This window comes from Pandoraea fibrosis (assembly GCF_000807775.2).
Lineage (GTDB): Bacteria > Pseudomonadota > Gammaproteobacteria > Burkholderiales > Burkholderiaceae > Pandoraea > Pandoraea fibrosis.
The window spans coordinates 1,960,472-1,985,976 of record NZ_CP047385.1; the positions used below are offsets into that span (position 1 = coordinate 1,960,472).

Annotated in this window: 23 protein-coding genes; 10 read left to right on the plus strand and 13 right to left on the minus strand. The window is 64.6% G+C overall.

Features of this window, described 5'->3' with window-relative positions:
• Window positions 1-113: 113 nt before the first annotated feature.
• The 4 genes from PI93_RS08840 to PI93_RS08855 are packed head-to-tail and all read left to right on the plus strand — an operon-like array spanning window position 114 to window position 3,724.
• The gene (locus PI93_RS08840; RefSeq protein WP_039367433.1) at window positions 114-1,064 is read left to right on the plus strand and encodes a branched-chain amino acid ABC transporter permease; all 951 of its coding nucleotides are present in this window, start codon (window positions 114-116) and stop codon (window positions 1,062-1,064) included.
• 18 nt (window positions 1,065-1,082) lie between these two features.
• Window positions 1,083-2,216, plus strand: coding sequence for an ABC transporter permease subunit (locus tag PI93_RS08845; RefSeq protein WP_039367436.1), 1,134 nt, complete (start codon window positions 1,083-1,085; stop codon window positions 2,214-2,216).
• A gap of 21 nt (window positions 2,217-2,237) precedes the next feature.
• Complete coding sequence (locus tag PI93_RS08850) at window positions 2,238-3,011, plus strand: ABC transporter ATP-binding protein (protein ID WP_039367441.1); 774 nt, start codon at window positions 2,238-2,240, stop codon at window positions 3,009-3,011.
• The gene (locus tag PI93_RS08855; protein ID WP_039367444.1) at window positions 3,011-3,724 is read left to right on the plus strand and encodes an ABC transporter ATP-binding protein; all 714 of its coding nucleotides are present in this window, start codon (window positions 3,011-3,013) and stop codon (window positions 3,722-3,724) included. Before PI93_RS08850 ends, PI93_RS08855 begins: the two co-directional genes overlap by 1 nt.
• Window positions 3,725-3,874: 150 nt before the next feature.
• On the opposite strand, the gene PI93_RS08860 is transcribed toward PI93_RS08855, so the two are convergent.
• The 4 genes from PI93_RS08860 to PI93_RS08875 all read right to left on the minus strand — a co-directional run bounded on the left by PI93_RS08860 (window position 3,875) and on the right by PI93_RS08875 (window position 7,553).
• A complete protein-coding gene (locus PI93_RS08860) occupies window positions 3,875-4,354 on the minus strand; it encodes a GNAT family acetyltransferase (protein ID WP_039367447.1) in 480 nt (159 codons plus the stop codon).
• A complete protein-coding gene (locus PI93_RS08865) occupies window positions 4,351-4,848 on the minus strand; it encodes a GNAT family N-acetyltransferase (protein ID WP_052240475.1) in 498 nt (165 codons plus the stop codon). Before PI93_RS08865 ends, PI93_RS08860 begins: the two co-directional genes overlap by 4 nt.
• Before the next feature lie 128 nt (window positions 4,849-4,976).
• Window positions 4,977-6,245: an acetylornithine transaminase gene (locus PI93_RS08870; RefSeq protein ID WP_236105623.1), complete on the minus strand. Its 1,269-nt coding sequence runs from the start codon at window positions 6,243-6,245 to the stop codon at window positions 4,977-4,979.
• Window positions 6,246-6,518: 273 nt separating this feature from the next.
• Window positions 6,519-7,553 carry a CDP-6-deoxy-delta-3,4-glucoseen reductase gene (locus PI93_RS08875; RefSeq protein ID WP_039367451.1) on the minus strand — a complete coding sequence of 345 codons (1,035 nt, stop codon included), beginning with the start codon at window positions 7,551-7,553 and terminating at the stop codon, window positions 6,519-6,521.
• 15 nt (window positions 7,554-7,568) lie between these two features.
• On the opposite strand from PI93_RS08875, the gene PI93_RS08880 reads away from it, so the two are divergent.
• Window positions 7,569-8,663, plus strand: a complete 1,095-nt coding sequence (locus PI93_RS08880; RefSeq protein ID WP_039367454.1) for a Rossmann-fold NAD(P)-binding domain-containing protein — start codon at window positions 7,569-7,571, stop codon at window positions 8,661-8,663.
• A 31-nt stretch (window positions 8,664-8,694) separates the two neighbouring features.
• On the opposite strand, the gene PI93_RS08885 is transcribed toward PI93_RS08880, so the two are convergent.
• The 4 genes from PI93_RS08885 to PI93_RS08900 form a co-directional block, all read right to left on the minus strand.
• Complete coding sequence (locus PI93_RS08885) at window positions 8,695-10,188, minus strand: efflux transporter outer membrane subunit (protein WP_158453285.1); 1,494 nt, start codon at window positions 10,186-10,188, stop codon at window positions 8,695-8,697.
• Between the two features lie 102 nt (window positions 10,189-10,290).
• Window positions 10,291-12,345, minus strand: a complete 2,055-nt coding sequence (locus tag PI93_RS08890; protein WP_039367461.1) for a MacB family efflux pump subunit — start codon at window positions 12,343-12,345, stop codon at window positions 10,291-10,293.
• Window positions 12,342-13,505 (minus strand): macrolide transporter subunit MacA, encoded by a 1,164-nt coding sequence (gene macA / locus PI93_RS08895; protein WP_052240476.1) that lies wholly within the window; start codon window positions 13,503-13,505, stop codon window positions 12,342-12,344. The genes PI93_RS08890 and macA overlap by 4 nt, the downstream gene beginning before the upstream one ends.
• Window positions 13,506-13,629: 124 nt before the next feature.
• The gene (locus PI93_RS08900) at window positions 13,630-14,262 is read right to left on the minus strand and encodes a hypothetical protein (RefSeq protein WP_144400409.1); all 633 of its coding nucleotides are present in this window, start codon (window positions 14,260-14,262) and stop codon (window positions 13,630-13,632) included.
• A 279-nt stretch (window positions 14,263-14,541) separates the two neighbouring features.
• Here PI93_RS08900 and PI93_RS08905 point away from each other — a divergent pair, with 279 nt between their 5' ends.
• Genes PI93_RS08905 through PI93_RS08915 form a run of 3 tightly spaced genes read left to right on the plus strand, consistent with a single transcriptional unit; the run spans window position 14,542 to window position 16,984 of the window.
• Window positions 14,542-14,763, plus strand: a complete 222-nt coding sequence (locus tag PI93_RS08905) for a hypothetical protein (RefSeq protein ID WP_144400407.1) — start codon at window positions 14,542-14,544, stop codon at window positions 14,761-14,763.
• A 17-nt stretch (window positions 14,764-14,780) separates the two neighbouring features.
• Window positions 14,781-15,620, plus strand: a complete 840-nt coding sequence (locus PI93_RS08910; RefSeq protein ID WP_080759069.1) for a response regulator — start codon at window positions 14,781-14,783, stop codon at window positions 15,618-15,620.
• Complete coding sequence (locus PI93_RS08915; RefSeq protein ID WP_052240478.1) at window positions 15,617-16,984, plus strand: ATP-binding protein; 1,368 nt, start codon at window positions 15,617-15,619, stop codon at window positions 16,982-16,984. Before PI93_RS08910 ends, PI93_RS08915 begins: the two co-directional genes overlap by 4 nt.
• Window positions 16,985-17,071: 87 nt before the next feature.
• Here the strand turns inward: PI93_RS08915 and ppk2 are convergent, their stop codons facing one another.
• Window positions 17,072-17,992 carry a polyphosphate kinase 2 gene (ppk2, locus tag PI93_RS08920; protein WP_039367468.1) on the minus strand — a complete coding sequence of 307 codons (921 nt, stop codon included), beginning with the start codon at window positions 17,990-17,992 and terminating at the stop codon, window positions 17,072-17,074.
• Window positions 17,993-18,314: 322 nt separating this feature from the next.
• Between ppk2 and PI93_RS08925 the strand changes: the two genes are divergently transcribed.
• On the plus strand, window positions 18,315-19,331 hold the full coding sequence (locus PI93_RS08925; protein WP_039367470.1) for a transporter: 1,017 nt from the start codon (window positions 18,315-18,317) through the stop codon (window positions 19,329-19,331).
• Between the two features lie 140 nt (window positions 19,332-19,471).
• On the opposite strand, the gene PI93_RS08930 is transcribed toward PI93_RS08925, so the two are convergent.
• From PI93_RS08930 to PI93_RS08945, 4 genes are all read right to left on the minus strand, one after another.
• On the minus strand, window positions 19,472-19,888 hold the full coding sequence (locus tag PI93_RS08930) for a VOC family protein (RefSeq protein ID WP_039367472.1): 417 nt from the start codon (window positions 19,886-19,888) through the stop codon (window positions 19,472-19,474).
• Window positions 19,885-20,436 (minus strand): helix-turn-helix domain-containing protein, encoded by a 552-nt coding sequence (locus tag PI93_RS08935; protein WP_039367476.1) that lies wholly within the window; start codon window positions 20,434-20,436, stop codon window positions 19,885-19,887. Before PI93_RS08935 ends, PI93_RS08930 begins: the two co-directional genes overlap by 4 nt.
• Before the next feature lie 94 nt (window positions 20,437-20,530).
• The gene (locus tag PI93_RS08940) at window positions 20,531-21,805 is read right to left on the minus strand and encodes an autotransporter strand-loop-strand O-heptosyltransferase (protein ID WP_039367480.1); all 1,275 of its coding nucleotides are present in this window, start codon (window positions 21,803-21,805) and stop codon (window positions 20,531-20,533) included.
• Window positions 21,806-21,937: 132 nt separating this feature from the next.
• Window positions 21,938-22,900: a LysR family transcriptional regulator gene (locus tag PI93_RS08945; RefSeq protein ID WP_039367854.1), complete on the minus strand. Its 963-nt coding sequence runs from the start codon at window positions 22,898-22,900 to the stop codon at window positions 21,938-21,940.
• Between the two features lie 204 nt (window positions 22,901-23,104).
• On the opposite strand from PI93_RS08945, the gene PI93_RS08950 reads away from it, so the two are divergent.
• Window positions 23,105-25,393, plus strand: a complete 2,289-nt coding sequence (locus PI93_RS08950; RefSeq protein WP_039367483.1) for an NADP-dependent malic enzyme — start codon at window positions 23,105-23,107, stop codon at window positions 25,391-25,393.
• Window positions 25,394-25,505: the final 112 nt, after the last annotated feature.

The window sequence follows — 25,505 nt, forward strand, 5'->3', positions numbered from 1 at the left end:
CCCCCCTCCTGACACAGGATTACGCCTCATTACCCGCAGTTCTCTCGACCCCCTCGCGTGCCCTATCGGACAAGCGTGTCGAGAGCCCGTTTTCGGGACAAGGAGTTAGCTTCATGGATATTTTTATCCAACAAATCTTGAACGGCCTGGTGCTTGGTAGCGTCTACGCGATCATTGCGCTGGGATATACGATGGTCTACGGCATTCTGGGCATCATCAACTTTGCCCACGCCGATGTGATGATGATTGGCGCGATGGTCGCGCTATCTACCATCAACCTGTTGTTGAAAGTCGCACCGGACATGAATCCGGCGCTGATGCTGGCCATCGCCACGCTCGTGTGTATGCCCGTGTGCGCCCTGGCCAATTTCGTGATCGAGCGTGTGGCCTACCGGCCGTTGCGCAATGCACCACGTCTGGCGCCCCTGATCACGGCCATTGGTGTGTCGTTGCTGCTGCAGACGATCGCCATGCTGATCTGGTCGCGCAACCCGCTCTCGTTCCCGCAACTGCTGCCGACCGACGCCATGACGATTATTCCGCAACGCGGCGATCATCCCGGCGCCGTGACCAACGGCACCGGTATCGTGATCGTGGTGGTCGCGTTCCTCGTGATGTTCGGCCTGACGCAGCTCGTGAACCGCACCAAGCTCGGACGCGCCATGCGCGCGACGGCGGAGAACCGCAACGTCGCGGGTCTCATGGGCGTGAACCCGAACTTCGTGATCTCGGCGACGTTCGCCCTGGGCGGTGCCCTCGCAGCGCTCGCGGGCGTCATGATGGCGTCGAACTACGGCAATGCCCACTTCTACATGGGCTTCATTCCCGGCATGAAGGCGTTCACGGCGGCGGTGCTCGGCGGTATCGGCAACCTGCAAGGCGCCATGGTCGGGGGTGTGCTGCTCGGCCTGATCGAAGCGCTCGGTGCGGGCTACATCGGCGATCTGACCGGTGGGGTGTTCGGTAGTAACTATCAGGACGTGTTCGCTTTCGTCGTTCTGATTATCGTGCTGGTGTTCCGTCCAAGCGGTCTGCTTGGCGAGCGCGTGGCCGATCGTGCATAAGCGGGGAGACGTCACACCATGAATCAACCTGTGCAAACCTCCGCGCCGGCCACGCAGATTTCAGCGGCGGCCGCGACACGCAAGGCCTATCGGGGCCTTGCGATCTTCCTGATCGGCGCCATCGTCGCCCCCGTGCTCGTGGGCTACGCCGGTGGCAATTACTGGGTGCGCGTGCTCGACTTCGCGCTGCTCTACATCATGCTCGCGCTGGGTCTGAATATCGTGGTGGGCTTTGCCGGCCTGCTCGATTTGGGCTACATCGCGTTCTATGCCGTGGGCGCATACGTCACGGCGTTCCTCAGCTCGCCTCACCTCACGACACAGTTCGAGTGGATCGCGCATCTGTTCCCGGGCGGCCTGCATGTGCCGGTGTGGTTCACGATACCGATAGGGGCGGCGGTCGCGGCGATCTTCGGCATCTTGCTGGGCGCGCCGACGCTGCGTCTGCGCGGTGACTACCTGGCCATCGTGACGCTGGGCTTCGGCGAAATCATCCGTATCTTCATGAACAACCTCGACCGTCCGGTGAACATCACCAACGGCCCGAAGGGGATCACCGGCATCCAGCCCGCCTCGCTGTTCGGCTTTGATTTCTCGAAAGCGCACGAATTTTTCGGGTTCAAGGTCAACTCGGTGTACATGTACTACTACCTGTTCGTGTTCCTGGCACTGCTCATTGCATTCATCTGCGTGCGCTTGCAACACTCGCGCATCGGACGTGCGTGGGTCGCCATTCGCGAAGACGAAATCGCCGCCAAGGCGATGGGTATCAACACGCGCAATATCAAGCTGCTGGCGTTTGCCATGGGCGCGTCGTTTGGCGGCGTGGCCGGTGGCATGTTCTCGGCGTTCCAAGGCTTCGTCTCGCCCGAGTCGTTCACCTTCTGGGAGTCGATCGTCGTGCTCTCGATGGTGGTGCTCGGCGGCATGGGCCACATTCCGGGCGTGATTCTGGGCGGTGTGCTGCTCTCGGCGTTCCCCGAGATCCTGCGCTCGACCATGGGCCCGTTGCAGATGAAGTTGTTCGGCAACGTCATCGTCGATCCCGAAGTGATTCGGCAATTGCTGTACGGTCTGGCCATGATTCTGATCATGCTGTACCGTCCGGCCGGCCTGTGGCCGTCGCCGCGTCCGGAAGAGCGGACTCTGTAAGCCGAGGGAGACGAATTCAAGATGAGCGAACAAATTCTTCTGTCCGTCAAGGGCGTGAACAAGCGCTTCGGCGGTCTGCAGGCCCTCACGGATGTGGGGCTGGAGATCAAGCCGGGGCAAATCTATGGGCTGATCGGCCCGAACGGTGCCGGCAAGACCACGTTCTTTAACGTGATCACCGGCCTTTACACGCCGGACTCCGGCGAATTCACGCTCGACGGCAGCACCTACAAGCCGACCGCAGTGCATGAAGTGGCGCGCGCGGGCATTGCCCGCACGTTCCAGAACATTCGCCTGTTCGGCGGCATGACCGTTGTCGAGAACGTGATGGTGGGCCGTCACGTGCGCACAAAAATGGGCGTGATCGGTGCGATTGTCCGTTACCCGGGCGCGAAGGCCGAAGAGCGCGCCATTCGCGATCGTGCGATGGAGTTGCTCGAGTACGTGGGCGTGGCGAAGTACGCCAACTACACGGCGGCGAATCTCTCGTACGGCCACCAGCGCCGTCTGGAGATTGCGCGTGCGCTGGCGACCGATCCGAAGTTGCTCGCGCTCGACGAGCCGGCCGCCGGCATGAACGCGACCGAGAAGGTCGAGTTGCGCGGGCTGCTCGACAAGATCCGTAGCGACGGCAAAACGATCCTGCTCATCGAACACGACGTGAAGCTGGTGATGGGCTTGTGCAACCGCATGACGGTGCTCGATTACGGCAAGGTGATTGCCGAAGGTTTGCCGCAGGATGTGCAGAAAAATCCGGCGGTGATTGAAGCGTATCTCGGTGCAGGAGGCCATTGATGAGCGCAATGTTGACGATCAAGGGCCTGAAAGTCGCTTACGGCGGGATCAAGGCGGTCAAGGGGATCGACCTGAATATCCAGCCGGGCGAACTGGTCACGCTAATCGGCGCGAACGGTGCGGGCAAGACGACCACCATGAAGGCGATCACGGGGCTGCTGCCGTGGGCCGATGGCGACATCGAGTATCTGGGCAAGTCGATTCGTGGCGTGAAAGCGTTCGATCTGCTCAAGCAAGGTCTCGCCATGGTGCCGGAGGGGCGCGGCATTTTCACGCGCATGACCATCCTCGAGAACATGCAGATGGGCGCGTATTTGCGCAACGACAACGCGGGCATCAAGCAGGACGTCGACAAGATGTTCGGCATTTTCCCGCGGCTCAAGGAGCGCAAGGACCAACTCGCCGGCACGCTCTCGGGCGGTGAGCAGCAGATGCTGGCCATGGCGCGTGCGCTCATGAGTCAGCCCAAGCTGTTGCTGCTCGACGAGCCGTCGATGGGCCTCTCGCCGATCATGGTCGAGAAAATCTTCGAGGTCGTGCGCACCGTGTCGGGCGAAGGCGTGACGGTGCTGCTCGTGGAGCAGAACGCGCGTCTGGCGTTGCAAGCGGCGCACCGCGGCTACGTGATGGACAGCGGGCTCGTCACCATGACCGGCGACGCGAAAGACATGCTCGACGATCCGAAGGTGCGCGCCGCCTACCTGGGAGAATGAGCCGGGGAGCCAGTCCCTCGCCATCCTGAACGTCTGACGCAAGCCAGACGACAAGCCAAGGGCGCCGGAGGCAACTCCGGCGCCCTTTTTCTTTCCCGTCGCACTATGGGCGGGGGCAGGGCAATTGCGGCATGACGCGAGCGCGATGCCTTACGGCGACATCGACGCGTTGCGCGTCGTGGCCAGCGGCAGCCGTTTGCCGAGACTCACGACATCGTCGGCTGCATAACCGTGCGCGGTGTAGAACGCCAGCGCCTCGCGCGATTGGGTGAGCACTTGCAGATTGAGCTTGAGGCAACCGCGTTTGGCCAGCGCGACTTCCGCGTGACGTAGCAACGCGCTCGCCACGCCGCGACGGCGCAGTGCCCGCGCGACCGCCAGCGAGTAGACCCAGCCGCGATGACCGTCGTACCCGGCCATGACCGTACCCACGATCTTCTTGTCGCGCACGGCGACGAAGAACAGCCCGTCGTGCATGGCGACCTTATTGGCGATCGATCGACGCGGTTCGCGATGCGGCTTGTCCGAGGCGTTGTATTCGGGAAACGCCTCGCGCCAGAGCGCGATTACGGCATCGGTATCCGCGTCGTCGAATGTCCGGAGGTGAATGTCGGCGGGCGTGGCGATCATGGCGCCTCCTGTTTGCCGGTGTAGATGTCGGGGCGATGGATCTGCATCATCTTGTTCTCTGCACCGAGCGGCTCGAAGCCGTAACGGGCGTAGAGACCGGCCGCGTCGGTGGTGGCGAGCAGAAAGCGCCGCAGTTGTTGCAGCGCCGGGTGAGCGAGCACGCTCTCGCACAGCCGCTTACCGATGCCCAGTCCGCGCATCGACGGATCGACGAACACGTCGGCCAGATAGGCAAACGTGGCGCGGTCGGTGATCACGCGTGCGAACCCGACCTGATGGGCCGGGCCGCCTTCTACCTGTGTCGCGTAGGCGCCGAAGCACAGCGAGTGGGAGATGGCGCGCATGAGCGTGTCTTTGGGAATGTCCCTGGCCCAATGCGTTTGCGTCGAGAGGGCGTGATGGATGAAGCCGATGTCGAGCCGTGCCGGATCGGCGGAAATTTCGACGATGGCGTCGGCGGGCGGTGTCGGGTGCCCGTGGCTCAGATCGTTCATGGAAGGTGTCTCCTAATCGATAGCGCACGCACTGCGTGGCCGGAAGGTTGGCGCACATGCGGCAGGCGTCTGTTCGGCCCAGGTTTGGCCCATGTCCGGTGTAGTCGCCGGACGTTCTCATGGATTCGTCAAACGTGTTTGGCGAGCAACGTGTCGAGCATCGAGAGCATCTGATCGATCTCGTCGCGGCTCACGTTCAGCGCGGGCATGAAGCGCAGCAGGCCGGGGCGTGGCGAGTTGAGCAACAACCCGTCGGGCGTCGCCTCGCGTGCGGCTTCGACCAGTTGCGGCCCGATGTCGCGCCCGAGCAGCAGCGCGCGCAGCAAACCGGCGCCGCGCTCGCCCTCGCCGCCATAACGCGAGGACAGATGCTGCAACCCGGCGCTCAGATAATCGGCCTGTGCCCGAACGAATTCGAGAAAACCCGGGGCGCTGACCGTGCGCATGACCGCAAGACCCACGGCGCACATGAGCGGATTACCGTTGTATGTGCCGCCCTGATCGCCTGGCTGGAAGACGGCGAACTCGTCGCCGCACAGCATGGCGGCCAGTGGCACGCCGCCGCCGATCCCTTTGCCGAGCGTCATGATGTCCGGAACGATGCCGGCCTGCTGATGCGAGAAGAGGGTACCCGTGCGTCCGCAACCGGTTTGCACCTCATCCACGATGAGCAACAGCCCGCGCGCTTTCGTGAGTGCGCGCAATGCCTTCATGAACGCTTCGGTGGCCGGCACGACGCCGGCTTCGCCCTGAATCGGCTCGAGCATCACGGCGACGGTGTCCGGGCCGATGAGTGCCTCGACCGACGCGATATCGTTCATCTCGGCCTTCGGGAAGCCCGGCACCTGCGGGGCGAAGATCGTGTCCCAGCCCGGTTTGCCGCTCGCGGACATGGTGGCGAGCGTGCGGCCGTGGAAGGCGTTCTTGAACGTGATGATCTCGAAGCGGGCGTTGCCCGAAGCGCCCGGATGCAACTGCCCCCACTTGCGCGCGAGTTTGATGGCGCTCTCGTTGGCCTCGGCGCCACTGTTCGCGAAGAAGACCTTGCCGAGTCCCGAGAGGTTGGCGAGCAGGTCGGCCAGCTCGATCATCGGCACGTTGTAATACGCGGGGCTGGGGTTGAGCAGCATCGCGCCTTGCGCGGCGAGGGCGTCGCGCATGACCGGGTGGCAGTGGCCCAGGCTGTTGACGGCCCAGCCCTGAATGAAGTCGAGATATCGCTTGCCGTCGTGGTCGTACAGCCAGCCGCCCTTGCCATGGGTGAACACGAGGTCCGGGCGCGACGTGATGGGCAGCAACGCCTGCGTGGCGAACGCTGAGAACTTGGCGTTGCGCGCCGATTTGGACGAGGTGGACGACGCAATGGCTGACGAGTTTGACGAAGGGGCAAGCGACATGACGGTCTCCGAAGGGCGAAGGTGAGCGAGACGGGAAATAAAAAAAGCCACGGGGGTTGCCCGTGGCTTCGCTGTGCTTGAGAACTTGCGTGTTATCGCAGTCGATAGCGTGCCGCGCGGCATCCCGGTTGGGGCAGCGTGCGGCGACGTCGGATCGAGGCGATTGCAATCAGGTTCATGTCGGCAAGCATAAGGGGCGCACGCGGCGCTTGTCAAAGGATATGCACGCACTGTGGCGTGCATGCATCTTTGCGGCGGGTGCGCGTCGCCGGTTCACTGCCCGGCGCCAGGGTTGTCGGCTTCGGTGGTGAAGGCGTCGGCGAAGAACGCGTCCTCCGGCAAATGGTGATGCGCAATGAAGTCGCGGCGCGCGGCTTCCACCATCACGGGGGCACCACAGGCGTAGACTTCGTAGCCCGACATATCCGGCAGATCGTCAGCCACGGCACGATGCACGAAGCCCGTGCGACCCTGCCAGTGATCTTCCGGCGCGGCTTCGGAGAGGACCGGCACGAACCGGAAGCCCGGAATATCGCGAGCCCACTGTTCGGCCAGTTCGCGCAGGTAGATGTCCTTCAACTGACGCGCGCCCCAGTAGAGCGTCATCGGCCGGTCGAGACCCTTATGCGCCGCATGTTCGACGATGGCCTTGATCGGTGCGAAGCCGGTGCCCGAGGCGAGCAGTACGATGGGCTTGTCCGAGTCTTCGCGCAGGAAGAAAGTCCCCAGCGGCCCTTCGAAGCGCAGGATCTCGCGCTCCTTCATGGTGTTGAAGACGTGATCGGTGAACACGCCGCCGGGCATGTGGCGCAGGTGAAGTTCGAGGAAGCCTTCCTCATGCGGTGCGGTCGCCATCGAATAGCTGCGACGCTTGCCGTCTTTCAGGATGAATTCGATGTATTGCCCGGCGAGGTACTGGAAGCGCTCGTTGGCGGGCAATTGCAGACGCATCACGATGACATCGTCGGCGCGCCGCTCAAGGGCGTTCACGCGGCACGGCAGGCGTTTGACCGGAATGTCGCCGATGCCTTTGACCTCGCGTGATTCGATGACGAGGTCGCCTTTGGCGTGGGCGCAGCACAGCAAGGCAAAGCCGCGTGTCTCTTCGTCTTTCGTGAGCGCGGACGTGGAGTGTGCACCGTGTTCGACGCTGCCTTCGACCAGTTTCGCCTTGCACGACCCGCAGCCACCGTTCTTGCAGCCGTAGGGCAGGCCGATGCCCTGACGCAACGCCGCGGAAAGTACGGCCTCGCCGTCTTCGACCTGGAACTCGCGCCCGCTCGGCACGAGGGAAACGTTGTAAGCCATACTACAATCCGAAAAATGAAAAATTCGTCGAAATCCTTCGGTCGTCCGCGCCTGTTGGTCGTGGGCTGCGGCGACGTCGGCATGCGTGCGTTGCCCGCCCTCGTCAAACGCTTTCGCGTCTTTGCCGTGACGTCCAGCCATGCCCGTCATGCGGCATTGCGCGCCGCAGGAGCGATCCCCGTCGTCGCCAATCTGGACGACGCGGCGAGCCTGCATCGCGTGGGCCGTCTGGCCCCGCGGGTGCTGCATCTCGCCCCACCCGCCGGGGTTGCCGGCAGTGGCTCGCAGGACCTGCGCACGCGTCGCTTGCGCGCGGCGCTGGCACGCCCGCCGAAGCCCGTTATTGTACCCGAGGGGGGGCATCGCGCCCGGTTGCGCCTGCCCCGCGCACCCCGGCGTGTGCTGGTCTACGCCAGCACCAGCGGGGTCTATGGCGACTGCGGCGGCGCTATCGTGGATGAGACCCGCGCGCCGCGCCCGCGTTCGCCGCGCGGGCAGCGGCGCGTCGATGCCGAGTCGACGATACGCGCGCTCGGGCGTCCCTCGGCGCACTCGCGTGCGGTTCGCCGTTTGCTGGCGGCCGGCCCGGCTCGTGCACGGGTGCCAGTGGCGACGGGCACGCGGGCGGCGTGGCGGTACCCCGAGTACGCCCGAACCCCTTGGCGGGCCTCTATCGTGCGAATTCCGGGCATTTATGCGGCGGATCGTCTTCCCGTTGCGCGTTTGCAGCGCGGCACACCGGCCTTGCAGGCGTCCGACGACGTTTTCACCAACCATATCCACGCCGACGATCTGGCCGCCATTCTGATTCGCGCGATGTGGCGCGGTAAGGCGCAACGGGTCGTGCACGCGAGCGACGACACCGAGTGGCGCATGGGGGAGTATTTCGACCAGGTGGCCGACGCGCTCGGCCTGTCTCGCCCGCCGCGCATCTCGCGCGACGAAGCCAGCCATGTACTGGAGCCGACGCTGCTGTCGTTCATGTCGGAGTCGCGTCGGCTAGCCAACACGCGTCTCAAGCGCGAGCTGGGTTATCGGTTGAAGTATCCCGACGTGGCGGCGTTGCTCGCAACGTTACCGCCTTTGCCGCCGGCGAGCGAGGTGGCGTGAGCCCCTGGTATTCGTGCCGGGGATTCGCGAGTCAGCCTTCGATCCCGTCAAACCCCAGCGTACCGCCCAGCGCTTTGACGAGTGAGATCGTCGCGTCAATCTGATCGAGGCGTGACTGCGCGGCGTTGCGGCGCGCCTGACGGGCAAGTCTTTGCGCGTCGAGCCAGCTTTGCAGATCGACATCGCCGGCGCGATAGCGGGCGCCGGACAACGTGGCCGCCCGCTGTGCCAACGCCGCCGCACTGGCAAGCGAGGTGTATTGCGCCGTCGTGCGCTCGCGCGCCGAGAGTGCATCCTCGACTTCGGTGAGCGCGGTGAGCAGCGTACTTCGGAACGTGGTGACGGCTTGCTCGTAGTCGTTGCGGGCGAGCGCAGTGGTGAAGCGCGCCGTCTGCACTTGCAGGAACGGCATGGCAAGGGTGGCGGCGAGCGTTCCCACCGGGTTGGCCAACAAGCGCGAGAGCGAATCGCTGCTGGTGGCGGCCGTGCCGCTCAGCGTGATCGATGGATAGAACGAGAGCCGTGCGGCGTCGACATCAGCCAATCGCGCACGCACGCGGGTCTCGGCAGCGGCGAGATCGGGCCGTCTGGCGAGCAGCGACGCCGGTAAGCCCGGCGCGACGTCGGGCAGATGCGCAGGCGCGAGCGACGCGCTTTCGGCGAAACGTGTCTGCGCTGGCAAACCCAATGCGTTGGCCAGCGCGTGACGTGCGAGGTCGCGCAGGCGCTCCCACTCCGCCAGTGCTCCGGCCACGGCGTCGCGATCCTGCTGCGCTTGTATCAGATCGAGTGCCGACACGGCTCCGGCGCGTCGGCGTGCCTCGACCAGCGCGACGGCCCGCTCAGTGGCGGCGAGATCCTCGGTAGCGCTGCGCACATTCTCGTTCAGATACGCCACGCGCCAGTAGCTGGAGGCTACCTGACTCGACAGCGAGAGCGCGGCCGCGCGCCGATCCCATGCGCTGGCGGCGGCTTGCCACCGAGCGGCGTCGCGTTGCGCGGCGAGCTTGTTCCAGAGATCGATCTCGTAGCTGATGCCGATGCTGGCACCGGAGGTCGTTTGCGTCTGCCCTTGATAGGCGAGCGCGGCTTTGCCGCCGTCCAGCGCGCGCGACTTGGCGCCGGTCACGGTGCCTGAGAACTGTGGCCAGCGGTTCGCGCCGGTCAGGCCGGCCTGGAGCGCGTCGCGATCCGCTTGCAGGGCCTTGAGTGCGAGGCCGGGGTTAGCGTCCAGCGCTTGTCTGACGAGCGCGTCGAGCTGCGGCTCGCGGAATGCTTGCCACCACGGATCGATGCCGTCGTCGGTGTGCCGGGACGCGTTGCTGCCGGTGCCTGGCGTGCCATCGAGTGGCGTGCCGAATTGCGCGGGGACGGGCAGCGAGGGGCGTTCATAGTCCGCGCGCGTCAGGCTGCATCCGGCGAGCACGATAGCGACGGCCATCGCACCGAGCGACGGCAGCATCGGTGCCCTGGCCTGCAAGGTGTGCGCGTGAGGTGGTCTGGAAATTCTGGGGAAGCGGGTCATCGAATCGGTCAAAAAGACCCCCGCGCGCGACACCGAATCGCGCGCGGGGTATAAAACCATCCCGAGCCAGAGGGGGGCGCCGCGGGACGGTTGGGGGGCAAATCATTCGCGTGCCAGCGCATCGACAGGGTCGAGCCTTGCGGCACTGCGGGCAGGCCACCAGCCACTGACCACACCGATGGCGCTCGCGCACATCACTGCGGCGGCAAACGTACTCGGGGAGAACACAACGGCGACGTGCGGCACGAACGTCGCCACGAGCCAGCCGATGGCGTAGGACAGCGCCACACCGACGGCGCCGCCCATCAGGCAAACGAGCACGGCTTCGATCAGGAACTGCCGGAGGATGTCCTGACGACGCGCGCCGATGGCACGCCGAATGCCGATCTCGCGGGTGCGCTCCGTGACCGACACCAGCATGATGTTCATCACACCGATACCGCCGACCACGAGCGAGATCAGCGCCACGAACGAGAGCAGCAGCGTGAGCATCTGGCTGGTGCGCGAGATCGACTTCACGATGGTGTCCATGTTGAACGTGAAGAAGTCTTTCTGACCGTGCGCCTGTGTGAGCACGCGGATGATGCCGGCCTCGGCGGCCGCCGGCGGATGCCCGTCGAGAATGCGCACCGTGATCGACTCCAGATGTTGCTGTCCCGCCAGACGACTCGCTACCGTCGTCCACGGCACGTAGACGTTGAGCGAACGGCTCACGAACATCGACGAGCGGTCGCGCACTACGCCGATGATGCGCAGCGGCAACGACCCGGCGAGCACGATCTGACCGATGGGATCGCCCCCGTTGGGCATGAGCTTCCTGAGTGTGTTCTCCCCGATCAGCGCCACCTGCGCCTGCCGCTCGACTTCAGACGCGTCGAAGCTGCGCCCGCGCGCAAGTGTCAGGCCGTTGGCACGCATGAAATCGGCGCCTTCGCCGTGCACTTGCGCGTCGGTATCGAGACGTCCGAAGCGCATGCGCGCCGTGCGCGGGCCGACTTGCGGCGTCACGCTGTCGGTGTACGGCTGTGCGGCGAGCAGCATGGCGTCGCGCGGCAGCAGTGTGCGAATCTCGGCGGCCTTGTCGTCGTTGAAATCCTTGCCGCGCAGCACGGTGATGGTGTTCGGCGCGATGTTGCCGATGTCGTTGAGCACGCGCCGCTTCGTGCCTTCACCGATGGCCGAAAGTGATACCACCGAGGTGATGCCAATGATGATGCCGAGCATGGTCAGCCCGGTGCGCAGCCGATGCGACGCCAGCGCGTGCCACGCCATCGACAGGCTTTCCGAGAACGTCGGCCAACCACTCAGCCAGCCGGTCAGGCGTCGACGGCGAGGGGCGTCGGCAGTGGTTGGGACAGGGCTTTGCGACGGGGCGCGGAGGCCGTCGCACAAGGTTTCGCCCGGCGGGGCTTTCACCGTCCCGGCCAAGGCGACTGGCGCCGTGTCGCTCTTGTCGTTCGGAGGATTCATGCGATCGCACACGATCCGGCCGTCGGCAATCTCGATGACGCGTTGCGCCCACGCCGCGACGCCGGGATCGTGTGTGACGAGAATGATGGTGTGCCCGCTGGCATGCAGTTCGCGCAGGATCTGCATGACCTCGAGACCGCTATGGCTGTCGAGCGCGCCGGTCGGTTCGTCGGCGAGGATGATGTCGCCGCCGTTCATCAGCGCCCGCGCAATACTCACGCGCTGCTGCTGGCCACCCGACATTTGCGATGGGCGATGCGACAAATGTTTGCCCAGGCCGAGGCGTTCGAGCAATGCCGCCGAGCGTGACGCGCGACGCGTCTTCGACGTGCCGGCGTACACGGCGGGGACTTCGACATTGCCCTGTGCGGTGAGGTGCCCCATCAGGTGGTAGCGCTGGAAGATGAAGCCGAAGGACTCGCGCCGCCTTGCCGCGAGCGCGTCGTCCGAGAGCGCTGCCACATCCTGAGCATCGATCTCGTAGCGGCCGCTGCTGGCCCGGTCGAGACAGCCGAGCACGTTCATCAGCGTCGACTTGCCCGAGCCGGACGGCCCCATAATCGCGACCATTTCGCCCCGTGCGATGTCGAGTTCGACATCCCGCAATACGGTGACGGCGCCCACGCCCTCGCCGAATGTGCGGGAGATGCCCGTGAGGCGCAGCAGCGGGGCGGCGGTGTTCGTCACAGCAGCGCTCCGGTATCGCCGCTGCCGGACGGCGGCGCATCGGTCGGATCGGCGGTCACGACCCGATCGCCTTCGGACAAGCCGTCGAGCGCCTGTGCCGTGAGTCGGTTATCGAGTCCGACCTTCACCCAGCGAGCGTGCGCCTCGCCGTGCCTGTCGAGCACGCGCACGCGATAGCGGCCGTCGGCGCGTTTTTCCCCCAGGGCGACGGACGGAAACGTCAGCGCATTCTCGACGTGTGCGCGCACGATCGAGACCTGTGCCGTCATATCGGGACGCAGCACGCCGTTCGGATTCGGTACGTCGAAAAGCGCATTGAAGAAGATCGCGTTGTTGATCTTCTCGGGCGACGGCTGAATGACGCGCAACTTGCCCTCATAGCGCGTCTCGGGTGCACCGAGAATCGTGAAGTACACGCGCTGGCCTTCGCGGATACGCACGACGTCGGCTTCCGACACCTGCGCGCGAACGGTCATCATCGTCAGGTCGGCGATCTTCAGAATGGTCGGGATCTGATAGATCGCGGTCACCGTCTGGCCTTCCTGCGTGGTGATAGCCGTGACCGTCCCGTTGATCGGTGCCGTGATGCGGGTGTACGACAGGTTCGTGCGCGCTTTGTCGACCTTCACATTCTGCTGACGAATTTGCGAGTCGAGCGAGGCAAGCTCGGCCGTCAGCGCGTCTGACTCGGTGCGGGCCTTTTCCAGATCGCGTGGCGAAGTGGCGTCGTCGCGCGCCAACTGACGCTGACGTGCCAGCTCTCGCTCGGCCTGCGCCTGACGAATTGCCTTGGCGCGACGATCTGCCGCGAGGGTAGTGAGCCCGGCGTTGGCTTCGCGCAGATCGTTGTCGCTTGACGTCGGATCGATTTCCGCGAGTAGTTGCCCCTTGGTGACCGGGTCGCCGAGCACCACCTTGAGCGAGCGCAACTGTCCGTTGGCTTGCGAGCCGACCTCCACCTGTTTGATGGGTTGTAGCACGCCCGTGGCAAGCACGGCGTCTTCGAGATCGCCGCGCGTGACTTTCGCGCTGAGGTACGCGGGAGGCTTCGGGTGTGGCCACAGCCAGATGGAGAGACCGCAAACGACAGCGAGAACCCCAACGCCGATCTTGCGGCGGCGGGTAAGGAGATGCGGGGGAAATGCCGGGAAACGCTTCATCGATCAGGAAATAGGCCAATAGCTTCCGCAGTGCGCGGACCTGTAGCGATCCTAATCAAAGGGGGCGTTGCAAACTGTTTTCAGTTGTTGGGACTTTGTGAACAGAGTTGACCGGGCGGCGGTGTCAGGGCAATGGACGGGCGCCGGCGGGCAGATCGGGGTGTTCGGGTGTCGGGTAGGTCAGGCGCGGCATGGGCGCCCCCGGACGACGCACGACGACCTGATCGACCACCGCTTCCACATCGGCCGTCTCGCCCAGCGCCTTGAGGAATTTCGCAAGGGCGAAGCCGGGGGCGATGCACCCCTGCACGACGACGATGCGTCGTTGAAACGTCAGCCAGAGCGATGTCTGCGTGGCCCACGCGATGTCGGCGGCAATGCTGGAAAGCCGTCGTTGTGCGGCCTCGGCGATCTCTACGTCGTAGCGATAGCTGTTCGACAGCCGGCAACGCCCTTCCAGCCAGCAGTGGTTGCCTTTCTCGATGCGGTGATGCGCGTCGGCCAGCCAGTCGGATTCGCGCATGGCGGGTCCGAGTGGGGTGGGACAGTCGGCAATGGCCGTGGAAATGTGGAGGAAGGGATCGTGGCCGAAATTCCGCACGGTGGTGGCAGTCGGTGTGCCGGAACTCGTACTGGATGCGGCGTCAGGCGCGCCGGACAAGGCGTTCGGCGCGGCGGGAGCGGCGGCGCTCAACGAGAGCGCTGTTGTCAGGACGGTCGCGAGGCGACTGCACAGTGTGAAGATTGCGCGGCACATGCTGCCTCCCATGCCCGTTGCGGGCGATGTGGACAACGCCGTGGCGTCGGCGGGTATGCGGCAAAATCTATATAATTTCGCGCTATATCGCCCAACGTCGCTGAAATTGCGATTTTCTCAGTGGGTGGCGCTTTGCCGGGCGGATCTCCGGCATCGGTCAACCTTACCGATCCTTTCTGAAATAAGGATTAGGCGCCATTCTATAAGATGCTTCGGCAAACGCGAGACTGGACGGGCGCGCAAACTGCGGTGTATTTCGACACCGAGGGAGCTTGAATCATGTCCATGGGCATTGGTGCGCCGAATGTGGCGCTGCATCGCGCCTGGCGTTTGCCGGGGCAGGGAGCGGCTGCGACGGTGGGTACCCACCGGGCAACGTCGTCGCCGGATCGATTTACGAATGCGCTGAGGGCGCTCTCCAGTACGCCGGAGACACCCGTCGTGACGCAGGACAGTGCCGTGCAACTGTCGCAAGGCGCGAGCGCACCGCGCCCAACTTAAATTACCGAGAGAATTTCATGAGTCTGCATGTTCTTCTGGTCGACGACGATCCTGTCGTTCGCGACCTTTTGCGTGAATTGCTGCATGCCAATGGCATGCAGGTCTCGGTGCTTCACAACGGTGCGTCGCTGTTGCGCCGGCTCGAACTTGAGCGGCCTTCGGTGATTCTGCTCGACATCATGATGCCGGAGCGCGATGGCCTGCGGGCCTTGCAGGATTTGCGCGCGGCCGGCGAAGACATCCCGGTCATCATGCTCTCGGCGCGTGGTGGCCCGCTCGATCGGGCGCTCGGACTGGAGTTGGGCGCCGACGATTACCTCGTCAAGCCCTTCGATCCGCGCGAGTTGCTTGCCCGCATTCATGCGGTGCTGCGCCGTCGTGGACCGGTGGCGGCCAGTGCGCCCGATGCGCGCGCCCCGTATCGCTTCGGCCCGTTCGAGCTCGATTTCTCGCTGCGCACCTTGCAGCGCGAGGGCGAGCGTTTGCCGCTGCGCGATACGGAATTCGCCATGCTCAAGGCGTTCACGCAACATCCCATGCAGGTGCTGCCGCGCGTGAAGCTGCACGCCATGCTCTATGGCGACGGCATCACGTTCCGCGATCGCAGTCTGGACGTGCCGGTGTGGCGCCTGCGGCGTCTCATTGAAACCGACCCGTCGGAGCCGCGTTATATCCAGACGATTCGCGGCAAGGGCTATGTTTTCGTGCCCGGCGGCGAATTGTCCGAAGGGGCGACGTCCGACGCACGCGAGCGCTCCGGCGGCGTGGGCGGTGGTGGCGACGACGCGTTGTCGCTTGCCCCGTCGGCATCGGTCGGTAAGCGCGCGGTGCGCGGCTGGCGGGAGTCGGTTGCGTGAATCTGCGAAGGCTGTTGCGCGACTCCCTGTTCGCGCGCATGGCATGCCTGGGCATTGCCGTCTTGCTGGTGATGCATCTGGTGTGGAGTGCGCTGGTGTTCTATCAGCGTCCGCGCCAGCAGGTGGACGGCTTTGCACGTGGCCTGCTCGTGGCGATTCAGAGCGTGGATCAGCGAGCGGTCGCGCCCGGCAGTCTCGCGCCACCGCACGGCATTCGGCGTGTGCCACTGGCCGACGCCCCGGCGTTTGCCGATGGCGCGGACGACGAGCGCGCCGCCCGTCTGCGTCAGGAACTGCTCTCGCGATTGCCACCGGGCACGCAGTTGCACATGATCAACGAGCGCAAGCGCGGCAGCTTGTGGGTCTTGCTGCCGCAGCATCACGAGTGGATCGTCATCGGCATCGACTTGCCGCCGATGCCGCCGTTCGTGCGCGAGACGGTGGGCATTCTGATCGGCGCGGTGTTGCTTGCGTTGCTGATGGCGTGGCAGATGCAACGGCCGATTGCGCGAGTGGCACAGGCGGCGCGTGTGATTGCGCGAGGGCGTCGTCCGGCCTTGCTGCCGGAGCAGGGGCCGCACGAGTTGCGCGATCTGGCGCACGCGTTCAACGACATGGCCAAGCGGCTGGCCGAAGCGGAAGACAATCAGGCGATCATGCTCGCCGGCATTGCGCACGATCTGAAGTCCCCGCTCACGCGTTTGCGTTTGCGTGCCGATCTGATCGACAACGACAATTCACGCGATGGGTTCGTGCGCGATATCGCCTCCATCAATCACATCGTTCAGCAGTTTCTCGCTTACGCGCGCGACGAAGCCGATACGAGTCCGCTGGTGAGCGTCGATGCCTTCCTGCGCGAGCAGTTTCCGGCAGACGAGGATGATGGTGCGGCGAGCGCCCCCGTCGCTGCGGAACCGGACGCGCTGGCGGAGGCTTCGCTATTCGTTTGCGATCTGCGGGCGGGTCCGGGCTTCGTGCTGCCGCGCACGTTGCTCGACCGGGTGATGTCGAATCTCGTGGACAACGCGCTGGAGCACGGCGAACCGCCGGTCCGTCTGGCAACGTGGTGCGAGGGTAGCGAGGGATGTATCGAGGTGAGCGATTGGGGCGCGGGAATCCCCGACGATCAGGTGGCGCTGGCGATGCGTCCGTTCGTGCGTCTCGACGCATCGCGCGGCGGAGAGGGCCACTGTGGGCTGGGGTTGTCGCTGGTCGGGCGCCTGATCGAGGGACTGGGCGGCACTGTGCGTCTGGACAAGGCGCAGGGGGGCGGCCTGCGGGTCACGCTGCGCTTGCCACTGACATCGGTATCGGAACAGGTGTCTGGTCCCGCGAGCGTTCGGGCTGCCGTTCGGGTGGCCTGATGACGAAGGCTGAATGCTGGACGATGGACGATGGCACTGGCTCAGGCATCGCTCGTCGCTGCCTGAGCCATCGTCGCGCGAAGGTCGTCAGTAAATCTCCGGCACGATCATTTCATCGGGCACGGGGTGACGCATGTAATCCTCGTTGCGCGCGCGCTCGGGCAGCACCACCGGTGAGCGCTCCACGTCGTGATACGGCACTTGCGCCAGCAGGTGATGAATGCAATTCAGACGCGCACGCTTCTTGTCGTCCGCTTGCACAACCCACCACGGCGCTTCGGGAATGTGGGTGCGTTCGAGCATCACTTCCTTGGCGTGCGTGTAGTTCTCCCAGCGACGACGGCTCTCCAGATCCATCGGGCTGAGTTTCCACTGCTTGAGCGGATCCTGAATGCGGGCGAGGAAGCGCGCTTCCTGCTCTTCGTCCGAAATCGAGAACCAGTACTTGACGATCTGGATGCCGCTGCGCACGAGCATCTTTTCGAACTCCGGCACCGAGCGGAAGAACTCTTCGTACTCGCTTTCGGTGCAAAAGCCCATCACTTTTTCCACGCCTGCGCGGTTGTACCAGCTACGGTCGAACAGCACGATTTCGCCGGCGGCGGGCAGGTGCTGGACGTAACGCTGGAAATACCACTGCGTGCGCTCGCGATCGTTGGGCGCGGGCAGGGCCGCCACGCGGCACACACGAGGATTCAGACGTTGCGTGATGCGCTTGATCGCACCGCCCTTGCCGGCGGCGTCGCGACCTTCGAAGATCACCACGAGCCGGTGACGGCTGCGCATCACCCAATCCTGCAATTTGACGAGTTCGCCTTGCAGGCGGAACAGCTCGCGGAAGTATTGCAAGCGGTCGCTGCGCGCGGCGTCGGTCAGATCGGTCAGGCCGGGCATACGAAGATCGTCGATCTCCATCTCGATCTCTTCGTCGTAGCTGTCGATCAGATCATCTTGGAGACGCCGGGCAAGCGAGGCGTCGTGGTCGGCGTCGGAATCGAATTTGGTCATGGCGACGATCTCTTACGGGCCAGAAAACACAAAAGGCACCCATACAGCGTGGGTGACGGCAGGCAGACGCTGCGAAATACCGTGTGCAGGGCGCGCCCGAGGGTGAAGCCAAGTATGCGACGATTTTATGACACCCGCATGGCGTTGATGAATACCGCCGGGCCGAGTTCCCCGCTGCGGCCCGCCGGGCGGGCATGAGCGGTGACAGCGGTGTGGGGTGGGGTTGTCATGAAAATGAAATATGACATTGTCATGATGGCCGATCCCACCGCGCTGCGGTGCGGTTCACGCCATTCCCCACGTCCGTTCCGACACAGCGCGCATGTTCGCCGACCTAGTTCATAACGCTTACGGCTGCGATCAGGCTGGCCTGATCTACGGCTACCGCTTCACCGACGGGGCGCCGCCCGAACCGATCGATTCGGCCGAGGCGCTCGGATGGCTGGCGCAAGGTGAGCGCGCGCAAGGCTTTCTCTGGCTGCATTTCAATTTCGCACATGCCGCTTGCGAGAAGTGGCTCCAGCAACACCTGAGCCTGCCTCACGAATTCTACGAAAGTCTGGGGGCCGGGTCGCGTTCCACGCGCATCGAGCATTCCGACGATTGGTTGCTCGCCGTGATCAACGACGTCATTTTTGCGTTCGACATTGCGCAGTCGGAGATCTCCACGCTACGCGTTGCGGCCAATGCTCGCCTGCTGGTGACGGGCCGCGTGAAGCCACTGCGCTCGATCGACAAGCTGCGCGCGTCGGTCAAACGCGGCGATGCGTTCCGCTCGCCGTTGGCGTTGCTGGTGCACCTGCTGCGCGATCAGGCAGACGTGCTCGAGCGCATAGTGCGTGAGACGAGCCGTCGTGTGGATACCGTCGAAGATCGCCTGTTGCAGCAGCGTATCGAGAGCAATCGCGCGGATCTGGGGTCATTGCGACGGGTGCTTGTGCGGTTGCAGCGGTTGCTGGCGCCGGAGCCTGCGGCGCTGTTCCGGCTGCTGAGCCGTCCTCCCGTGTGGGGGCATGCCGAGGACGTGCAGGAATTCCGTCAGGCGACGGAAGAATTTGCCGTGGTGCTCAGCGATCTGTCGGCGTTGCTCGAACGGATCAAGCTGCTGCAAGAAGAGATTGCAGCGATGGTCAGCGAGCGCACCGAGCGCACGATTTACACGCTGACGGTCGTGACCGTGCTCGCCTTGCCCATCAATATCGTGGCGGGCTTTTTCGGCATGAACGTGGGCGGCATACCGCTCGCCGACCATCCGCACGGTTTTTGGGTGCTGGTCGCCATTGTGGCGACCGGCACTGCTGCCGCTGGTTGGTGGGCGTTCCGGCGTCGCCCGGATTGAGCGGGATCAAGCGAGATCAAGCAGCGCAAGATGGGTTGACGCCCGAGCGGGCCGACGTTGATCGCGGATCTCGACGAAGCGCGATTCAACGAGTAGGCCCGGTATTGGGTAACGGTCGTCACCTGAGTGCGACGACCGGCTTACGCCGTGCCCTGCGGCGCCTGAATCATCTTCCAGCCGTTGCCCGCCGGGTCGCGGAACCCGGCGTCGACGCTGCCATAACGCTCGACCGGTGCTTGCGTGAATTCGACCCCACGGGCCTTCAGCCGGGCGTAGCTCTCCTTGCAGTCGCTCACATGCAGTACCAACGGCGGCATTGCGCCTTTGGCGACCATCGCACGCAGCGTTTGCGCCGTGGCCTCGTCGTGAATGGGCGGTCCGGGCGCGAACAGGCCAAGCTGGAACGACGGCTGATCCGGATGCTGCACCGTGAGCCAGCGATAAGGGCCATTACGCACATCGGTGTGCACGTGCCATCCCAGCTTGTCGACGTAGAACCTGAGCGCTTCGTCCTGATCGTCGACGTACACGCCCACCACATTGATACCTTGATTCATATGACCTCCTTGGTTGATGGAGGGACTGTAGCGTTGCCCGCGCGGCGGCGCTTCTCCAAAACTGCGATGTTGAGATCCGGGCGTTGCGCCGCTTTCAACACGCACGCCGGCACACGATCGAGCGGGTCGGCGCAAGCTCGTGCTTCGCGCCGTCGCTCGCTGGGGCTGCGGCCAGTGATGTCGCGAAAAATGCGCCCGAAGGTTCCCACGCTCTCCCAGCCGGTGGCGAAGGCGATATCGGTGATGCTGAGATCGGTGTCGCGCAACAACGTGTTGGCCTGCTCGATGCGCCGGGACAGCAGATAGCGATGCGGGGGAATCCCGAATGCGCGCTTGAACGAGCGGGCAAAATGCGCTTCCGACGTACCGCTGATCGCCGCCAGACGTGCGACAGGCCAGGCTTCGTGCGACGCCGCATCCATATGATCTTTCGCGCGCAGCAGACGGCGCAGCAAGGCCGGATCCAGCAACGGCGTCGCAGCCGTGGTGGCGGGAGGGGCCGTGGACGAGTCAAGCGATGAGTGGCTGCGGCGTTCGCGAGAGGCCATGACTGACAAGAACGCTTTGGGATATGCGCGCAGTGTAAGCGCAATGGGAATACCCGCATAGCGGTGGGCACCGGGCCCCTCGCTGCCGGCAAAGTCAGCGCGAGACGTGCGCTCCCACCCCTGCGGGCATCCGATCCACTGCGGCCAATACGTCCTCGGGGCGGATCTCCCGGGAGCACTCGAACGCCCGCGCGGTGCCCTTGTGCCGGGGACACCAATGAAAGTCGTCGTGGTCGTAACGCAGCGACGGGTCGTGCCAGCAGCCGGTGCACACGTCGCGCGCGCTGACACGATACGGTGTGGCGAACTCGTTATGCGGCAGCGTGAAGCCGGAAATCAGCACCGTGGGGGTGCCCATTGTCCACGCCAGCCAGGCCAGCCCGCTCGACAAACCGATGAACGCATTCGCGTGCATGAGCCAGCGCGCGCGCTCGGTCAGCGGCAGATCGCCCGTCGCATCGATGGCACCTTCCGGAATCGCTTGCCAAAAATCCCCTTTGCCATGCCGTGACTTCTGATCGATGCAGACGACCTGCACGCCGCGCTCGCGAAGGCCTGCCACGACGGTGTCCCAGCCCTGCGGCCGGTTCCAGTACTTGCATTGCGCCGTGCTCTGGACGGCGATACACACATACGGCTCGGCCATCGGTCGCGACACGTCCGGCAGTGCCGTATTCGCCGGCGTTTCCGCGTCGTCGACGCCAAGGATGTGGGCGGCCGTCCGGTGCAATCCGGTCTCGCGGAAGTCGCGGGGCTGCTGAGTGAGTTCGTGGTCGTCGAAGAACAGGCCCACGTTGTACGTCGCGTAGTACTTGCGCCGCTCGATCTTGTCTTGCGCGACGAAATCCACGCCGGGATACGCGTCGCGGAACAAGGCGGCCACCGCAGGCGTGACCACGCAGGCCAGCCGGCAACCGTGGGTATCGGCAAATCGCAGCGCGTAGGGCAGCCAGCCGAGCACGTCGCCGAGCGCCGCGAGTGGGAATTGCACGAGCACGTCCTGATCGCGGGCCTCAAAGCGATGCTCGAAGACCACCACGTCGTTCAGCCAGATCGTGATGCCATACGGTACGAAGTACTTCGCAGGGCTGCGCACCACGCCCGACGACAGCGACACGTCGGCAAGCGTCGCGTCGTCGCGCAAATCGCTGATTCGCACGCGCCACGGCAACGGCTGGCCGAAATCGGGGATGACAACACGGGCGCCGTCGTTGAAGTCGAAGCGCAGACCGGCGGGGCCGACCTGCGTGGGCAGCAGGGCGGGCGCGAGAAAGATCTGGTGCGGCGACGCGACAAAGGGTGTGACCACCGGCGCGGGGCCAGTGGGCGTCGTGTCGATATGAGGGGAGGCTGGGACGGCATCGTTCATGCACGACACCTTACGCCGGACGGCACGTCGGCAATCGCTCGGCAAACGTGCCGAAAAGGGCCCAATTCGCGAAATTGCCTGGTTTTGCCGTCAGAAGCCCTTTCAATGCCTTTCCGCGAGACGCGAAAACGCTCAGGTCGTGCCGGTCATGGTCTGGTATTGCGTGCGCAGCGCCTGCGTGAAAAGCCGGTGCGTCTCGCGCGGGTTTTCTCGACGTGTGAACATCGCGACAGGGGGGAGCGTCCAGCTCAACGACCAGGGCACGACGGCCACACCCGCCACGCGCACGAGTTCTTCGGCAATATCGGCGGGCAGCAGGGATACTGCGCGCTCGCTGCTCGCGAGCAGCTCTCCGGTCAGACGCGACGAGAAACTCTCGACGACCGGCACGGGTGGCACCACGCCTGCATGCAGGAAGAGATCGGACAGTTGATCGCGCATCGGGGTATTCGGCGCGCCCATGACCCAGTCGAGCTCAGCCAGTTGCGACCACACGGGCGCACTGCGTCCGAGCCGGGCGGCCAGACGGCGGCTGGCCACCACACGCGGCATCTGGTGATGCAGGACTTCGAATTGCACCTGCGAGAGATCGACGCTGGCGGCGGCGCGCCCGATCACGACATCCAGCGTGTGATCGCGCAGTTGCGCCATCAGTGCTTCGCTCGTGCCTTCGTGCAGGGTGACGGTCAGCCGCTGGGGAATCTGGGCGAGGGTCTGCTGAATGGCGGCGGCAAGGGTTTTGCCGGAAATGTAGGGGATCACCCCCACCTGGAGCCTGGCGGCGTGCCCGGCCATCACGGCCTCGATGTCGCGGGTCAGATGGTCCAGATCGTGCACCATCGCCTGTGCCCGGGCGAGCACCACGGCGCCCAGCGGCGTCGGTGTCATGCCGCGCGGGGTGCGGTCGAACAGCGCGCCGCCCAGCATGCTTTCCAGTTCCGCGAGGGCGCTCGTGACCGCCGGCTGACTCGTCGCCATATGCTCGGCCACCCGAGTGAGCGAGCCGTGCTGCTGAATTTGCAGCAGCAGCACGAGATGACGCATCTTGAGCCGGGTCGTCAGTCGCCGAACCGCTTCCCCCGTATCGAATGGCACCGCCCCCATCTGTCCTCAATCCCCTGAAACCCCCGATGCTCCGGGCTTATATCGAAAATATGATGCCCCCATAGTAATTCAGAATCGTCCCCCGCTGGCGGCTGCCTAGAATGGCCTGACATCTGATGCGCCAGGGCGGGAACCGTCTTCAGAACGGTCCGCAGCGCCACGCAGAGCTGAGACATTCATCGAGGACGACACGCCATGAGCAACAACAACGATCACCAGGCCGCCCTGGAATACCACCAGTTCCCGACGCCGGGCAAGATCTCCGTGACGGCCAGCAAGCCACTCGTCACGCAGCGCGATCTGGCGCTCGCCTATACCCCGGGCGTCGCGATTCCGTGTCAGGAAATCGCGGCCGATCCGGCGCAGTCGTTCAAGTACACGGCGCGCGGCAATCTGGTCGGTGTGATCACGAACGGCTCGGCCGTGCTCGGTCTGGGCAATATCGGTGCGCTCGCCTCCAAGCCGGTCATGGAAGGCAAGGCCGTCCTCTTCAAGAAGTTCGCCGGGATCGATGTGTTCGACATCGAAATCACCGAGAGCGACCCGGACAAGCTCGTTGAGATCATCGCGAGCCTCGAAGCCACGTTCGGCGGTATCAATCTGGAAGACATCAAGGCTCCCGAGTGCTTCACCGTCGAGCGCAAGCTGCGCGAGCGGATGAAGATCCCGGTCTTCCACGATGACCAGCACGGTACCGCCATCACCGTGAGCGCCGCGTTCATCAACGGCCTGAAGGTCGTGGGCAAGGACATTCGCGAAGTGAAGGTCGTGACCTCGGGCGCCGGTGCTGCCGCACTCGCCTGTCTGGACCTGATGGTCGATCTGGGCCTGCCGGTCGAGAACATCTGGGCGACGGATATCGACGGGGTGGTCTTCGAGGGCCGCACGGTCGGCATGGACCCAGACAAGGCGCGTTTCGCACAGAAGACCGACAAGCGCACGCTGGCGGAAGTGATCGACGGCGCCGACGTCTTCCTCGGTCTGTCCGCCGGTGGCGTGCTCAAGCCGGAGATGTTGAAGACGATGGCGTCGCGCCCGCTGATTCTGGCGCTGGCCAATCCGACGCCGGAAATCTTCCCGGAAGAGGCGCGCGCCGCGCGTGACGACGTGGTGCTGGCCACGGGCCGTTCGGACTTCCCGAATCAGGTCAATAACGTGCTGTGCTTCCCGTACATCTTCCGTGGCGCGCTCGACGTGGGCGCCACCACGATTACGCGCAGCATGGAAATCGCTGCGGTTCACGCAATTGCCGGACTCGCGCAGGAAGAACCGAACGACTCCGTGGCAACCGCCTATGGCGCATATGACCTGTCGTTTGGCCCGGAATACCTGATTCCGAAGCCGTTCGACTCGCGTCTGATCGTGCGTATCGCACCGGCAGTGGCGCGTGCCGCGATGGAGGACGGTGTGGCCACCCGCCCGATCGCCGACTTCGACGCCTACGCCGAGCAACTGCAACAGTTCGTGTACCACTCGGGCGCATTCATGAAGCCCATCTTCTCGGCCGCCAAGCAGTTGGTGCGAGACGGCGGCAAGGCTCGCATCGTGTTCGCCGAAGGCGAGGAAGAGCGCGTGCTGCGCGCCGTGCAGGTGATCGTCGACGAGAAGCTGGCTCGCCCGATTCTCGTGGGCCGTCCGGAAGTGCTGCTCGCCCGCATCGAGAAATTTGGTCTGCGCCTGCGCCTGGGCGAAGATGTCGAAGTCACCAATCCGTATTACGACGAGCGTTTCCATCAGTACTGGACCAACTACTGGGAACTGCGTTGCCGCGACGGCATTACGAAGGAGATGGCGCGCGTCGAGATGCGCCGCCGTCTCACGCTGATCGGCGCGATGATGGTGCGTCTGGGCGATGCCGACGGCATGATCTGCGGCACGGTAGGGGCGTACCACGATCACCTGCGCTTCGTTGACGAAGTCATCGGCAAGCAACCGGGGGCGAACACCTACGCGGCAATGAACATTCTGCTGCTCGACAAGCGCACCGTGGCGCTGGTGGACACGCACGTCAACGACGATCCCACGGCCGAACAGATCGCCGAGTTCACGCTGGCAGCCGCCAAACAGATGACGTGGCTCAACCTCAACCCGAAGATCGCGCTGCTCTCGCGCTCGAACTTCGGCTCGGGCAGTGCGGCGTCGGGCACGAAAATGCGTCGTGTGCTGGAGATGGTCACGGCGCAAGCGCCGGAGCTCGAAATTGACGGCGAAATGCATGGCGACTGCGCGCTCGATGAAGGCCTGCGCAGCCGCATCCTGCCGCATTCGCGTCTGAAGGGCGCCGCCAACCTGCTGGTGTGCCCGAACGTCGACTCGGGCAACATCGCCTACAACCTGCTCAAGACGGGCGCGGGCAGCAATGTCGCCGTGGGTCCGTTCCTGCTGGGGGTAGGCGCACCGGTGAACGTGCTGACGTCCAGCTCGACCGTGCGACGCATCATCAACATGACGGCCCTCACCGTCATCCAGGCCAATCGTGACTGAAGTCCACACGGCGTTCGCGCTGGGGCAACGTTCCCGGCGCGTGACGCTGGTCTGGCGGGGCAGGGCGATCCAGCCTGTCGCGATGGCCAGATCGGTTCAGGTAGTGCCCGAG

Bases quoted from the DNA above. Each gene is read 5' to 3' on its own strand.
- PI93_RS08840 (WP_039367433.1), top strand. From the start codon at position 114: ATGGATATTTTTATCCAACAAATCTTGAACGGCCTGGTGCTTGGTAGC.
- PI93_RS08845 (WP_039367436.1), top strand. From the start codon at position 1,083: ATGAATCAACCTGTGCAAACCTCCGCGCCGGCCACGCAGATTTCAGCG.
- PI93_RS08850 (WP_039367441.1), top strand. From the start codon at position 2,238: ATGAGCGAACAAATTCTTCTGTCCGTCAAGGGCGTGAACAAGCGCTTC.
- PI93_RS08855 (WP_039367444.1), top strand. From the start codon at position 3,011: ATGAGCGCAATGTTGACGATCAAGGGCCTGAAAGTCGCTTACGGCGGG.
- PI93_RS08860 (WP_039367447.1), bottom strand. From the start codon at position 4,354: ATGATCGCCACGCCCGCCGACATTCACCTCCGGACATTCGACGACGCG.
- PI93_RS08865 (WP_052240475.1), bottom strand. From the start codon at position 4,848: ATGAACGATCTGAGCCACGGGCACCCGACACCGCCCGCCGACGCCATC.
- PI93_RS08870 (WP_236105623.1), bottom strand. From the start codon at position 6,245: ATGTCGCTTGCCCCTTCGTCAAACTCGTCAGCCATTGCGTCGTCCACC.
- PI93_RS08875 (WP_039367451.1), bottom strand. From the start codon at position 7,553: ATGGCTTACAACGTTTCCCTCGTGCCGAGCGGGCGCGAGTTCCAGGTC.
- PI93_RS08880 (WP_039367454.1), top strand. From the start codon at position 7,569: ATGAAAAATTCGTCGAAATCCTTCGGTCGTCCGCGCCTGTTGGTCGTG.
- PI93_RS08885 (WP_158453285.1), bottom strand. From the start codon at position 10,188: ATGACCCGCTTCCCCAGAATTTCCAGACCACCTCACGCGCACACCTTG.
- macA (WP_052240476.1), bottom strand. From the start codon at position 13,505: ATGAAGCGTTTCCCGGCATTTCCCCCGCATCTCCTTACCCGCCGCCGC.
- PI93_RS08900 (WP_144400409.1), bottom strand. From the start codon at position 14,262: ATGTGCCGCGCAATCTTCACACTGTGCAGTCGCCTCGCGACCGTCCTG.
- PI93_RS08905 (WP_144400407.1), top strand. From the start codon at position 14,542: ATGTCCATGGGCATTGGTGCGCCGAATGTGGCGCTGCATCGCGCCTGG.
- PI93_RS08910 (WP_080759069.1), top strand. From the start codon at position 14,781: ATGAGTCTGCATGTTCTTCTGGTCGACGACGATCCTGTCGTTCGCGAC.
- ppk2 (WP_039367468.1), bottom strand. From the start codon at position 17,992: ATGACCAAATTCGATTCCGACGCCGACCACGACGCCTCGCTTGCCCGG.
- PI93_RS08925 (WP_039367470.1), top strand. From the start codon at position 18,315: ATGTTCGCCGACCTAGTTCATAACGCTTACGGCTGCGATCAGGCTGGC.
- PI93_RS08930 (WP_039367472.1), bottom strand. From the start codon at position 19,888: ATGAATCAAGGTATCAATGTGGTGGGCGTGTACGTCGACGATCAGGAC.
- PI93_RS08935 (WP_039367476.1), bottom strand. From the start codon at position 20,436: ATGGCCTCTCGCGAACGCCGCAGCCACTCATCGCTTGACTCGTCCACG.
- PI93_RS08940 (WP_039367480.1), bottom strand. From the start codon at position 21,805: ATGAACGATGCCGTCCCAGCCTCCCCTCATATCGACACGACGCCCACT.
- PI93_RS08950 (WP_039367483.1), top strand. From the start codon at position 23,105: ATGAGCAACAACAACGATCACCAGGCCGCCCTGGAATACCACCAGTTC.